The organism is Paraferrimonas sedimenticola, from assembly GCF_002282855.1.
In the GTDB taxonomy this organism is placed as follows: Bacteria; Pseudomonadota; Gammaproteobacteria; order Enterobacterales; family Shewanellaceae; genus Paraferrimonas; species Paraferrimonas sedimenticola.
In genome coordinates this window covers 673,511-686,245 of sequence record NZ_NRIR01000001.1, presented here as the reverse complement: position 1 = coordinate 686,245, position 12,735 = coordinate 673,511, and the positions used below count along the sequence as shown (strand labels likewise).

At 51.2% G+C, this 12,735-nt stretch carries 15 protein-coding genes and 1 tRNA gene; 6 read left to right on the top strand and 10 right to left on the bottom strand.

The genetic code is table 11. The annotated features are described in order from the left end of the window. Positions 1-311: 311 nt before the first annotated feature. The 3 genes from CLC93_RS02955 to mutY form a co-directional block, all read right to left on the bottom strand. Positions 312-387: transfer RNA gene (locus CLC93_RS02955), tRNA-Phe, on the bottom strand. Between the two features lie 141 nt (positions 388-528). Continuing rightward, the gene (locus CLC93_RS02950; RefSeq protein ID WP_095504436.1) at positions 529-801 is read right to left on the bottom strand and encodes an oxidative damage protection protein; all 273 of its coding nucleotides are present in this window, start codon (positions 799-801) and stop codon (positions 529-531) included. A 3-nt stretch (positions 802-804) separates the two neighbouring features. Next, entirely contained in the window at positions 805-1,860 is a 1,056-nt protein-coding gene (mutY, locus tag CLC93_RS02945) for an A/G-specific adenine glycosylase (protein WP_245837053.1), read from the bottom strand. 142 nt (positions 1,861-2,002) lie between these two features. On the opposite strand from mutY, the gene trmB reads away from it, so the two are divergent. The 4 genes from trmB (at position 2,003) to CLC93_RS02925 (ending at position 5,647) form a co-directional block, all read left to right on the top strand. Next, positions 2,003-2,719 (top strand): tRNA (guanosine(46)-N7)-methyltransferase TrmB, encoded by a 717-nt coding sequence (trmB, locus tag CLC93_RS02940; protein ID WP_095504434.1) that lies wholly within the window; start codon positions 2,003-2,005, stop codon positions 2,717-2,719. A 26-nt stretch (positions 2,720-2,745) separates the two neighbouring features. Continuing rightward, the gene (locus tag CLC93_RS02935; RefSeq protein ID WP_095504433.1) at positions 2,746-3,069 is read left to right on the top strand and encodes a 50S ribosome-binding protein YggL; all 324 of its coding nucleotides are present in this window, start codon (positions 2,746-2,748) and stop codon (positions 3,067-3,069) included. A 31-nt stretch (positions 3,070-3,100) separates the two neighbouring features. Further along, the gene (locus CLC93_RS02930; RefSeq protein ID WP_095504432.1) at positions 3,101-3,892 is read left to right on the top strand and encodes a DUF2884 family protein; all 792 of its coding nucleotides are present in this window, start codon (positions 3,101-3,103) and stop codon (positions 3,890-3,892) included. Between the two features lie 429 nt (positions 3,893-4,321). Continuing rightward, positions 4,322-5,647 (top strand): ATP-binding protein, encoded by a 1,326-nt coding sequence (locus CLC93_RS02925; protein ID WP_095504431.1) that lies wholly within the window; start codon positions 4,322-4,324, stop codon positions 5,645-5,647. 40 nt (positions 5,648-5,687) lie between these two features. Here the strand turns inward: CLC93_RS02925 and hemW are convergent, their stop codons facing one another. The 7 genes from hemW to CLC93_RS02890 form a co-directional block, all read right to left on the bottom strand. After that, complete coding sequence (gene hemW / locus CLC93_RS02920) at positions 5,688-6,827, bottom strand: radical SAM family heme chaperone HemW (protein ID WP_095504430.1); 1,140 nt, start codon at positions 6,825-6,827, stop codon at positions 5,688-5,690. Positions 6,828-6,830: 3 nt separating this feature from the next. Next, the gene (gene rdgB, locus CLC93_RS02915; RefSeq protein WP_095504429.1) at positions 6,831-7,445 is read right to left on the bottom strand and encodes an RdgB/HAM1 family non-canonical purine NTP pyrophosphatase; all 615 of its coding nucleotides are present in this window, start codon (positions 7,443-7,445) and stop codon (positions 6,831-6,833) included. Between the two features lie 85 nt (positions 7,446-7,530). After that, on the bottom strand, positions 7,531-7,965 hold the full coding sequence (locus CLC93_RS02910; RefSeq protein WP_095504428.1) for a DUF4426 domain-containing protein: 435 nt from the start codon (positions 7,963-7,965) through the stop codon (positions 7,531-7,533). Positions 7,966-8,000: 35 nt separating this feature from the next. Further along, the gene (yggU, locus tag CLC93_RS02905) at positions 8,001-8,300 is read right to left on the bottom strand and encodes a DUF167 family protein YggU (RefSeq protein WP_169902784.1); all 300 of its coding nucleotides are present in this window, start codon (positions 8,298-8,300) and stop codon (positions 8,001-8,003) included. A 3-nt stretch (positions 8,301-8,303) separates the two neighbouring features. Next, positions 8,304-8,855 (bottom strand): YggT family protein, encoded by a 552-nt coding sequence (locus tag CLC93_RS02900; protein WP_095504427.1) that lies wholly within the window; start codon positions 8,853-8,855, stop codon positions 8,304-8,306. 20 nt (positions 8,856-8,875) lie between these two features. Next, entirely contained in the window at positions 8,876-9,721 is an 846-nt protein-coding gene (gene proC / locus CLC93_RS02895) for a pyrroline-5-carboxylate reductase (RefSeq protein ID WP_095504426.1), read from the bottom strand. Between the two features lie 13 nt (positions 9,722-9,734). After that, positions 9,735-10,427 (bottom strand): YggS family pyridoxal phosphate-dependent enzyme, encoded by a 693-nt coding sequence (locus tag CLC93_RS02890; RefSeq protein WP_095504425.1) that lies wholly within the window; start codon positions 10,425-10,427, stop codon positions 9,735-9,737. A 36-nt stretch (positions 10,428-10,463) separates the two neighbouring features. Between CLC93_RS02890 and CLC93_RS02885 the strand changes: the two genes are divergently transcribed. Beyond that, positions 10,464-11,498, top strand: coding sequence for a type IV pilus twitching motility protein PilT (locus CLC93_RS02885; RefSeq protein ID WP_095504424.1), 1,035 nt, complete (start codon positions 10,464-10,466; stop codon positions 11,496-11,498). 9 nt (positions 11,499-11,507) lie between these two features. Further along, entirely contained in the window at positions 11,508-12,620 is a 1,113-nt protein-coding gene (locus tag CLC93_RS02880) for a PilT/PilU family type 4a pilus ATPase (RefSeq protein WP_095504423.1), read from the top strand. The last annotated feature ends 115 nt before the right edge of the window (positions 12,621-12,735 follow it).

The window sequence follows — 12,735 nt, the reverse complement described above, 5'->3', positions numbered from 1 at the left end:
TGTCCGTCATCTTGCGGAGATGGGCTTTTCGATTCGCCACTTCCATGTTTGCTTTATTCAAGACACTTTGTAATTCAGTAAATTAAACATAGCAGAGATATCAGCTTTTACACGGCGGACAAAAACAGCTTTTTACAAAGTGGATTTTTTGGAGCTTTGTAGTTGGTTTGGGGGCTAGCTGGTTGAAATTAGTTGTTTGGGTTAGGAACTAGATTTGTGGATTAGCGGCGTACAAACACAGCAAAACAAAATGACGAAGTCATTGAGTTAGATTAAGTCTTAAAAGGGAAAGCACACACTGAGGGGGAAAGTGGTGCCCGGAGGCGGAATCGAACCACCGACACGAGGATTTTCAATCCTCTGCTCTACCGACTGAGCTATCCGGGCGTGGGTCGCTATTAAAGAGCGAATCGGCGCCTAAGTCAACCAGAATTAAAGCCGATTTTAGATAAATTGCAACCAAGCGGTCATTCAACGACCAATTTGGTCGGCCAATCGCCAATTTTTGGCTTTGACCGACCCAAACGCTTATTCACTCGGTGGCACGTAGCCTTCGATTTGAACTTCGCCGTCTTCAAACAAAAAATGCTCCATTTGCTGCTCAAGCATCTTTCTGTGTTCTGGGTCCATCATATTCAGTTTGTGCTCGTTGATCAGCATGGTTTGCTTACCTTGCCACTGACCCCAAGCTTCTTTACTGATGTTGTCGAAAATGCGCTTACCCAGATCACCCGGGTACATTTGGAAATCCAGGCCTTCGGCTTCTTTTTTAAGACGGGCACATTGCACCATGCGAGCCATGCGTTACTCCTTTGATTGAATCGCTTGCAACAAGCGCTCGGTGGCCGCGGCCAACCCCACTTGTTGCGGTTGCACTAAGTTATACCAGAGACTGGAAGGGCCTTCCATGACCTGATTTAGCATTTGCGGCTCCAACTCAAGCCAGTGGGCCTCAATATCCAGGTGGTAATGGCTAAAGGTGTGGCGAAACGCATCTAGGCTATGCGCTGATGCACCACCCAAATGCTCGGCCAAATAGGCTTGCATCGCGGCCCTATCGTCAAAGTCCAGCGGACAATACAGCCCACCCCAAATACCCGCAGCAGGGCGCGCTTGCAGAAATACAGTGTCACCGCTTTTTAGCAGTAACATTTGCGTCTGCTTTACCGGTTTCTCTTTCTTAGGTTTGGAGTTTGGAAACTCGCGCTGACGGCCACTGAGTTGCGCCTTGCAGTCTTTGGCCACAGGACACTCACTACAAAGCGGCTGACCGCGACGACAAATGCTTGAGCCCAAGTCCATCATGCCCTGATTAAACACCGCCGCGTTGTCACTCGGGGTTAGCTCTTCACTTAGCGCCCAAAGCGCTTTCTGCACCGAGGTTTTACCGGGCCAACCTTCAATGGCGCCGTGACGGGCTAATACGCGCTTAACGTTGCCATCGAGAATTGGAAGTTGCGCACCTTTGCTAAAGGTCAGAATTGCCGAAGCGGTAGAGCGACCGACTCCGGGCAGGCTAATGGCGTCATCCAGATTATCCGGAAACTCACCACCAAAGTCGGCCACCATGGTTTGCGCGGCTTTGTGCAGGTTGCGGGCTCGAGCGTAATAGCCCAAACCGGTCCAGTGGTGTAGCACTTGGTCGAGCGGCGCGGCGGCGAGTGCGCTGATGGAGTCGAAGCTCGCCATAAAGCGCTCGAAGTAGGGGATAACTGTGGTCACTTGGGTTTGTTGCAGCATGATCTCGGATACCCACACTCGATAAGCGGTGGGATTTTGCTGCCAGGGCAGGTCGTGACGTCCGTGCTGTTTTTGCCAACTGATCAGGCGCTGGCTAAAGCTATTTGGCGCTGGGTTCAATCTTGTCTTCCGGGTTGAACTTAAAAATCTCAGGGCGACATTACAGCACAGGCGTGCATAGCGATCCATGCTTGCAGGATTACTGGTATACTTCAGGTTTTTACGCCCTATGGGCTCTCGCTAGACGTTTTACAGGTACAAAATGAGTGAAGTCACCACCGCCGAATTTAACGAGGACGGTAAATACATTCGCAAAGTGCGCAGTTTCGTATTGCGCGAAGGCCGCCTAACCAAAGGCCAGCAAGCCGCATTCGATAAGCACTGGGGCCAGTACGGCATCGATTACACCCCAGAAGCGTTGGACCTTGCCGCCTTGTTTGGCAACGACAATCCAGTGGTGCTGGAGATTGGTTTTGGCATGGGTAAGTCTTTGGTGGAAATGGCCGCCGCTCAGCCTGACAAAAACTTCATCGGCATCGAGGTTCACAAGCCTGGTGTTGGCGCTTGCATCATGGAAGCCGCCGAGCAGGGCCTGACCAACCTAAAACTCTTCCACCACGACGGCATCGAAGTGCTGGACAACGCTATCGCCAAAGGGTCGCTTGATTGCGTGCAGTTGTTCTTCCCCGATCCTTGGCACAAGAAACGCCACCACAAGCGTCGCATTGTGCAGGCTGAATTCGCCGAGCGCATTCGCGGCGTACTCAAAGTGGGCGGTGTATTGCACATGGCCACCGACTGGGAAAACTACGCCGAGCACATGACCGAAGTCATGGTTGCCGCCCCTGGTTATAAAAATCAGGCGGAAAACGGTGATTATGTGCCGCGTCCTGAGCACAGACCCTTGACCAAATTCGAGAAAAGAGGCCAGAATCTTGGCCACGGCGTTTGGGACTTAATGTACCAAAAGGTCGACTAACCCCCTCTAAATTAAGGAGAGTTTACATGGCTCGTAGCCGTCGTTTGCGCAAGAAGTTGCGCGTAGATGAGTTTCAAGAGTTAGGCTTTGATGTGCAGTGGCAATTTGCCGAAAGCACTAGCGAAGACGATATTGATGCGCGTGTTGATGGCTTTATCGAAGAAGTGATCGACGCACGTGGTTTGGGTTTTCACGGTGGTGGCCACCTAGAATGGCAAGGTCTGATTGCCACTCAAAAGCTGGGCAAGTGCACCGAAGAAGACCGTCAGGCAGTAGAAGCCTATTGGAAAGCCAACGCCGAGTCGGTAGAGGTCAGCGTGTTATACGACCTTTGGAACGACGAAGCGTAATGGACTGAATCAAGCTAGAAGGAGCCCGAGTATGTTAAAGCAATTCAAACAGTGGAAAGTGGGATTGGTACTTGGGCTTGCTAGCCTAGCTCCCAGCCTAAGCGCACAAGCCGAAGTGCAGTGCGACCTCAACATAGACCAAAACTTCAGTATTGAAGGTGACAAGCTAACCTTGGGTGACAAGGACGCGTCGCAAATGGTGCTAACCCCACAAGGGGTGTTCAAAGATAACAAGCCGGTCGATTTAAGCGCTGAAGCCAAAGCCCAAGCCGAAAAGTATCGCCAAATGCTGGTGGGCAAAACGCCAGAGATCGTAGATCTGGTGCAGCAAGCACTTAAGATCACCGAAACCACACTCTCCGAATTAATCACGCCGCTGTTAAACGAGAAGAATCAGCAAGGCTTAGAGACCTTGGTGAATAACATGCGCGAGCGCGTGAGCAAGATGGCTGGCGAAGATAACCGAGGTTATTACTTCATCGGTAGTGACAAGGCCATCGACAACTTCATCGACGAAGAAACCGAAGCCGAGATGCGCGACTTGCTGCAGTCGGTGGCGGGCCAATTCATGGCGGAAGTCGGCGCACAGATGATGAACGGCGGCGATGGCGCCGAGGCTTTGCAGCAGAAAATGGCGCAGTTGCAGAATTTGGGCACTGACTTGGAAGCTCGCTTAAAAGAGCAGAGCGAGCAGCTTGAAAGGCAAGCCAATAAGCTGTGCGAAGACTTGAAGAAAGTTGAGCCGGTGGAAGAGAAGCTGAATGCGCTGATGCCGGAACTGGGCAACCTGCGCTTGTTTAAGCCGAGTGATAAGGGGGCATAGGGCTCCCGCGCTACCCGCGCTGTCATTCCCGCTTCTAACTCCGTCATTCCCAGCTTGACTGGGAATCCATCCAACCCCTAATTCCGTCATACCTGCGACTCCCACGCTGTCATTCCCGCTCCTAACTCCGTCATTCCCAGCTTGACTGGGAATCTAGCGAACTGCTAATGGCAACTAGCTAGATTCCCGCTTTCGCGGGAATGACAAACGTGGGTGGCGGGAATGACAGCGCGGAGGCAGCGAGAATGACACACGGTAGTGGATTAATCCTCCTCCTACCCCACACTCTTCGTATTTACATTTTTTTGCGCATAAAAACACTTTATGTTACATTTTTACGCGCATAAAAGTGTTCTTTGTGAGCGTTTTATGCGCATTTTAGTGTGTTCAAAGTCATCGATTTACCAAACCGAACAATAAGAGACTGTCATGAGAAGAGCGCTTTTAGCCAAGGTAATTGATTGGAAGAAAAAGAAGAATCGCAAACCTTTCTTGATTGACGGTGCTCGCCAGACCGGTAAGACTTATTTGCTCCAAGAGCTGCTTGGATCTGAATTTGAGCGAGTAGTTCGGCTCGACTTTTTGGAGCGTCCAGAGCTAGCGGAGGCATTCGCAGGCTCACTAAATCCTGATGACATCATCACAAACGTCGAGCTGCTAACGGAAGAGCCTTTTGACCTGAGTCGTGATCTGCTGATTCTCGACGAAATAGGAGAGTGTCCAAGAGCGGTTACTTCACTCAAGTACTTTGCAGAAAAAGCACCACAGGCATTCGTCGCCGCTAGTGGTTCGAATATGGGACTGTTGACGTCTTTTCCGGTGGGAAAGGTAGAACAGCACAATTTAAGACCGCTCAGTTTTAAAGAGTTTTTGTGGGCGTCAGAAGAGAAGGCATTGATTAAGGCCTATGAGCAACAAAGCAGGTCACCAGCGGCACATAGCAAATTGTTGGAAAAACTGACGGATTATTATTTCGTTGGTGGGATGCCTGAGGCTGTGTCTACTTGGTTTGAAAATGCTGATACAAATGCTGTTGAGCGCGTTCAATCTGTCTCTAGTGTGCATGAAAATCTGATTCAAGGGTATGTGCGAGATTTTGGAAAATACTCGGGAAAAGTTGATGCGCAGTTGATTGAATCCGTATTTCGCAGCATTCCTGCCCAGCTTTCTGCCGTTCGCGATGAATCAGTAAAACGTTTTAAATTCAAAGGGGTTTATCAACGCAAGTCGCGTTACGCAGACTTTGAAAGCGCGATAACCTGGTTGCACAAGTGCCGTTTGGCGCTAAAAAATCACCCTGTCGATGGTTCACCACGGACTCCACTGGCGGCTTATCAAAAGGAGAATACGGTTAAGTTGTTTTTGTTTGACGTTGGCCTTTTGAACCAGATGCTCGGAACTAGCTATCTAGAAATAAAACAGCAAAGCTATGAGTACAAGGGCTATATAGCTGAGAACTATGTGCAGCAAGAGTTGGCCGCTCAAGGCATAGAGCCGAGTTTTTCTTGGGGGGATGCAAGAGCGGAAATCGAGTTTATAGTTTCTGACAGTATTGGTCGTGTGATCCCAATCGAAGTCAAAAGCGGTGTGCGAACTCGAGCTAAATCGCTTCAATCTTACATCACCAAATGCCAACCCCACCGAACCATTAAGCTCACTGCAACTCAGGCTTCACCCATAACAGAGAAGGTAAACTTGGTGGTACCTTTGTATTTCACTGAGTATTTGCAGCAGTATTTAGCGGAAGATATTTAGCGCTTGCTCTTAGCTTGGTGGGCGCACCCAATTTCGCGTTCTAATCCTCCACCAACAACCCCAAAATCTCATTCACAAACAGCTGGCCTTTATCGGTTAGCTGCCAGTGCGCTTGGTTTTCCGAGAGCAAACCCCGTTGCGCCGCAGGGGCTAGTTTTTGGCTTAAACTTCGCCAACTAAGCCCGGTATACGCCTGATACTCAGCTTTCGGAATCGCCTCAAGCAAACGCGCGCGGTTCATCAAATACTCAAGTGGCAGCTCTTGCTCAGCAATCGGCTTCACATCGCGGCGATAATCAATAGCTTGTAGATAACCCTTAGGGTGCTTAATCTTCTCGGTGCGCAATATGCGATTACCACTAGGGTCGGTGAGCTTGCCGTGGGCGCCACAACCAATCCCCAGATAGTCACCAAACTTCCAGTAGTTGAGGTTGTGCTGACACTCCATGCCCGGCTGCGCCCAAGCGCTCACCTCGTACTGGCGATAGCCCAGCGACTGCATGCGCGCCTGACCTTCATCGAAGATTTGCCACAGTGCCTCGTCTTGAGGGAGAGTCGGAGGTTTGGAGTAAAACTGAGTATTGGGCTCAATGGTGAGCTGATACCAAGACAGATGGGGTGGGGCTAAGTCTGCCGCTTGCATGATATCCGCTAGTGCCAGCTCAGGGGTTTGCCCAGGCAGCCCGTGCATCAAGTCTAAGTTCACCGAATCAAACCCAGCGCTTAGCGCCTGAGCGGCCGCCATCTCAGCCTGAGTTCGGTCGTGAATGCGACCAAGGGCTTTTAACTGCTCGGTGCCAAAGCTCTGCACACCTAACGACAAACGAGTCACTCCCGCTTCGCGATAGGCCTTAAAGCTATCGTGCTCGATAGTGCCCGGGTTGGCCTCCATAGTGATTTCACACTTATCAGCAAAACCAATTAACTCCCGCGCGCCATCTAAGATGCGACCAATAGCGGCACCGCTAAACAGCGATGGCGTGCCACCACCGATAAAGATGCTCTCAAGAGGCCGACCTTGCGCCATCGCCGCATCCGCCGCCAAGTCTTTTAGCAAGGCTTCAACGTACTGACTTTCCGGCAACTCAGCCTTTTGCTCGTGAGAATTGAAATCGCAGTAGGGGCATTTACGCACACACCAAGGGATGTGTACGTAAAGGGATAGCGGAGGTAACTGCATCGGTTAGCTAGTCTCTCCAGTAGGGAGCTCACCCAGCGCTTTCATTTGCGCGAGCAAATCCACAAGCGCCTTACCGCGATGACTTAGCGCGTTCTTGCGCTCAGGCGGCAACTCAGCAGCACTGCAGTTGTCGGTATTCACCCAGAAAATCGGGTCGTAGCCATGACCACCACCGCCTTGTGGACCTTGGGCAATCGAGCCTTCCCAGCTGGCACTGGCAATAATTGGCGAAGGATCCTTAGCGTGACGCATATACACCAATACACAGCGAAAACGGGCAGCGCGATTGCTCTTATCTTGCATATTAGCCAGCAGCTTTTGGTAGTTATCCACCGCACCGGCACCCGGGCCACCGTAGCGTGCCGAGTAAATGCCAGGCTGGCCATCAAGCGCGTCCACCTCGATACCCGAGTCATCGGCAATCGCCGGTTCACCGCTAATCTCAGCGGCGTGACGGGCTTTAATAATCGCGTTTTCAACGAAGGTGGTGCCAGTTTCTGGCACATCACCCACGCCGTATTCGCTTTGGGCAACAATCTTAATGCCTTGAGTTTCAAACATCTGCTGGAATTCGACCAGCTTGCCCTTGTTGCCACTGGCGAGAACTATAGGCTTCATAGCGTCCCTTAAAAAATGAGTCGGCCAGCCTTATCAGTAGGCTAGGCCGACATTAAACCGAGTCGAGTTTTAGCTTGCTAACAAGCTAGTCGACGTAAAACTTTTGCGAGAATTTTAAATTGGTATTCAGGCTCTTATTGTGCGAAATCGCAATCTCGAAGCTAATGTTCTCTTCGTTGCGATGGGGCACTTCAGCGATGTAGTAAATCGCGTTTTCTTCGCGAATCTCCTGAAAATCTAACTTCTTAGACGAGTCGAGCAGGTTCTTCGCAATTCCTGAAATCTGCACAGGCACCGCAGGGTTACCTTCTTGAGCGGTATCGAGAACCGTGATGTTTACCAGACCCATATAACGGCTGCGGCTAATGCCATAGGCTTTGGCGATTTCTGGAGTGATAAAGGTCGAGCTTAGGGCCATGTAGTGAATGGCATATTGACCAACCATTTGTTTTTGCTCGGCTTGGGCAGGAGCGCACAGGCCAACCATCAACATGGCTACAGCAAGTAGGCGGCGTAGCATAACGTAGTCCTTCGTTTTTTGAGCGACAATAGCAATTATAACAAAGCCTTGAGAGGCTCAGGCAGAATTGTCGGAGATTCGATGACGATTTGCTTGTGACGGCTGGTCAGCCCTTTCTCAATCACCACTTTTGACTTGGCGACTTTGCACTGCTTGGCAATCCACTTAACCACGTGGGCGTTGGCTTTGCCGTCCACCGGCGGGGCAGTAATGGCGAGTTTGATTTCATCGTTGTGCAGCCCTTGCCACTGGTCTCGCGACGCTTTGGGCTGCACATAGACTCTGATGCGAATACCAGAGTCTGTTTCTTCTATCGCAGCTTGTGGGGCAGCCACGGCTTACGCCAGGCGCCACAATGGACCAATCAGGTCGTGCATCAGAATGTTGGTGAAGTTAAGCGCCACCATTACGATCAGCAACGACAAGTCCAGACCACCCATAGGCGGAATGATGCGACGAATTGGCGCCATAAATGGTTCGGTCAGTTGCGCAAGTAAGTACTCAAACGGGTTTTGACCTTGAGACACCCAGCTTAGAATCGCGCGAATTAGCAGCATCCAGAAAAGCAGAGTACCGGCTTCTTTAATCACCCCAAGTACCGCCAGCATGCTAACTCCAGCCCAATCGATAGCGCTTTGTTGCATCAGCATAAGCACCACCCACTTACCGCCAGCAACGATAAGCGCTAGTACCAGAGAGGCGGTATCCAGCGAGCCCATTGATGGAATAACACGGCGCATCGGTGCCAAAATTGGCTGAGTAGCTTTAACGATAAATTGGCTAACCGGATGGTAGAAGTCGGCACGAGCCAGCTGCAACCAAATGCGCAGCACCACTATCATCAGATACAGTGAAAAGGCGACGGTGACTAGGTAAGTCATGGCATTCATAAATCGAAAAATCCCCTAAATTAGAATAGCTTGGCCATTTCCTGCGCGCGCTTTACGCAGTTCTTCATGGCGGAATCAACTAACGGCTCTAGTCCCCCTTCCTGGAAGGTATTAATTGCCGCGGCGGTAGTACCGCCCTTAGATGTCACATTATGACGCAATTGTTCAGCCGACGTGTCGCTATTATGAACCAACATTTGCGCCGCGCCCAGCATGGCTTGTTGGATCATACTGCGCGCATCTTCGGGTTTAACCCCCATATCCACCGCAGTGTTTTGCATAGCCTCGGCGAACAAGAAGAAATACGCCACCGATGAACCGGCACAGGCAATCACGTTATCAAGCTCGGCTTCACGCTCAAGCCACACCACCTCGCCAATGGCTTTCATGGCGGCGGTAGCATAGTCGCGATCCGCTTGGCTTAGCTCTTGGGCTGAGTACAAACCGGTCAGTGCCAAGCCCAATTGCGCAGGCGTATTTGGCATAGTGCGAATCAGCTTAATCTCTTGTTGCAGATACTCGGCGTACTTGTGCGCTTCAACGCCGGCGGCAATGGTCAGGATCAGTTTTTGGCTTAAGTCCAAGCTGGCCAAATCACTGCATACCTTTTCCATCAACTGAGGTTTAACCGACAGTACAATCACTTCGGCGGCCTGAACCACCGCGTGGTTGTGGTTGTTGACGTTAATGCCAAAATCAGCCGCTAGCGCGTCTAGCTTGCCCTGACTTGGGTTAGAGGCGTAAATCATGTCGGCAGGGTAGCCCGAGCTCACCAAACCACTGATGATGGCGCGCGGCATGTTACCCGCGCCGATAAAGGCGATACGTCGGTGTTCGGTCGTGGGCGTTAGGCTTGCCTGAGTCATGTACTGCTTATCCTTATTGTTTTTTTGGGCGAGCGCCGAAGATAGCGCTGCCAACCCGAACCATGGTGCTGCCGTTGGCAATGGCGAGATCCATATCTCCACTCATGCCCATCGACAGGGTATCTAGCTGCGGGTAGCGATTTTTGAGCCTAGTATACGCGTCTTGCATGGCTTTCAGAACTCGAGTTTGCTCGGCCTCACTCACGTCGGCGGCGGGGATGGCCATTAAGCCTCGCAGCTCAAGCTTTGGAAGCTCTGCGATGGCATCGGCGAGTTCGTCTATCTCTTCTAGCAAGACCCCAGATTTACTGGCTTCTTGGCTAATGTTTACCTGAATCAATACCTTAAGCGGTGCTAAATCACTCGGGCGCTGCTCGCTTAACCGCTTGGCAATTTTTAAGCGCTCGACGGTTTGTACCCAGTCAAAGTGCTCGGCGACTAAGCGTGTTTTGTTGGACTGCAGCGGGCCGATAAAGTGCCAGTCGATGTCCAAATGTGACAGGGCTTGGATTTTTTCAACGCCTTCTTGCACGTAGTTTTCGCCAAAGGCGCGCTGGCCAAAACCGTACACAGCTTCGATATCCTCAATGGGCTTGGTTTTGCTGACAGCCAGCAGTGTCACTGCGTTTTCGGGGCGTTGGTTTTTCTGGCAGGCGTCAAGGAATCGGGACTGGGCGAGGGAGTATCTGTCTGTTATTGTGGGCATTGGAATCGGTCACTACAAAATGGAATCGAAAACATCATGGAAATCACAGAGCTTCTGGCCTTTAGTGTAAAGCACAAAGCTTCGGATCTACACCTTTCTGCTGGTGTTCCGCCTATGATTAGGGTGGACGGCGAAGTACGCCGAATTAACTTGCCGCAGCTGGAACATCAGGATGTGCATAACCTGGTTTATGACATCATGAACGACAAGCAGCGCAAAGACTTCGAAGAGCACCTCGAAATTGACTTCTCGTTTGAAGTGCCAAATCTGGCCCGATTCCGTGTGAACGCCTTTAACCAGGCCCGTGGTGCCGCGGCGGTGTTCCGTACCATTCCATCCGAAGTACTGACGCTTGAGCAGCTAGCCGCTCCAGATATTTTCAAAAAGATTTCAGACTACCCACGGGGTTTGGTGCTGGTCACCGGGCCAACCGGTTCGGGTAAGTCGACCACCTTGGCGGGCATGATTAACCACATCAACGAGTCGCGCCACGACCATATTCTGACCATCGAAGACCCAATCGAATTTGTTCACGAGAACAAAAAGTGTCTGATTAACCAACGTGAAGTGCACCGCGATACTTACAGCTTTAACGCTGCACTTCGAAGCGCGCTGCGTGAAGACCCGGACGTGATTCTAGTGGGTGAGATGCGTGACCTTGAGACCATTCGTTTGGCATTGACCGCGGCGGAAACCGGTCATTTGGTATTCGGAACGCTTCACACCACCTCAGCGGCCAAAACCATTGACCGTGTGGTTGATGTATTCCCAGCAGCCGAGAAAGATATGGTGCGTACCATGCTCTCCGAATCGCTGCAGGCGGTTATCTCGCAGACCCTGATTAAGAAAATCGGCGGCGGTCGAGTGGCGGCCCATGAAATCATGCTTGGCACCCCAGCCATTCGGAACCTAATTCGCGAAGATAAAGTGGCGCAAATGTACTCGGCGATTCAGACCGGTATGGCCCATGGCATGCAGACCCTAGACCAGTCGCTGCAAAACCTAGTGAACCGCAACATGATCACTCGCGACGATGCCGTGTCCAAGGGCTCGGGCAAAGCCAGCTTTTAAGGAATCGCTATGAACATTCTGCCGTTTCTAAAAGTAATGATGGAAAAGAAAGCCTCGGATTTATTCTTAACCGCAGGCTTTCCGGTAAGCGCCAAAATCGATGGCGAACTTAGACCTATGACCGAAATGGCACTGACCGACAAAGCAGTGCTGGCCATGGTTGAAAGCATGATGACCGATGCCCAAAAAGAGGAGTTTCACCGCACCAAAGAGTGTAACTTCGCCTATGGCATCAAAGGCTATGGTCGTTTTCGTGTGAGCGCGTTTTGGCAGCGTGAATCGCCAGGTGCGGTAATGCGTCGCATTGAGACCACCATTCCGGATATGGACGACTTAATGCTCCCCACCATCCTAAAAGATGTGTGTATGAGCAAGCGTGGCTTGGTGATCATGGTAGGTGCGACCGGTACCGGTAAGTCGACCTCACTGGCGTCAATGGTGGGCTATCGCAACCGCAACTCTAAGGGCCATATTCTAACCATCGAAGATCCGGTGGAATTTGTACACAAGCACGAGCAGTGCATCATCACTCAGCGCGAAGTGGGCATTGATACCGAGTCGTTTGACGCCGCGCTTAAAAGCTCGCTGCGACAAGCACCCGATGTAATTTTGATTGGTGAGATTCGAACCCAAGAAACCATGGAGTTCGCGCTGGCCTTCGCCGAAACCGGTCACCTGTGTATGGCAACCCTGCACGCCAACAACGCCAACCAGGCGCTGGACCGCATCATGCACTTGGTGCCTAAAGACCGCCACTCACAGTTGCTGTTTGACTTGTCGTTAAACCTTAAAGCGATTGTGGCCCAGCAGTTAGTACCGCGCTCAGACGGCCAAGGCCGTCGTGCCGCAATTGAAGTATTGATGAACAGCTCTCGCGTAAGCGACATTATCGCCAAAGGTGAGTTGCACCTTCTCAAAGACACCATGGCCAAGTCGAACGAGCAGGGCATGCAGACCTTTGACCAGGCGTTGTTTAAACTCTATGCCGATGGTGAGATTAGCTACGCCGATGCGCTGCACTATGCGGATTCACCGAACGATCTTCGCTTGATGATCAAGCTTAAAAACTCGGATAACAACAATTCGGGTTTGATGGAGAATGTGACAGTGGATTTGGATTAGGCTGGAAAAAAAGCAGACTTGAACAAAAATGGCCGTGCATACAGCGCGGCCATTTTTTGTTTGCGGTGTTTCAACGCCACATTAAGGTGTGAACAACACTACCACGAAACGTAAC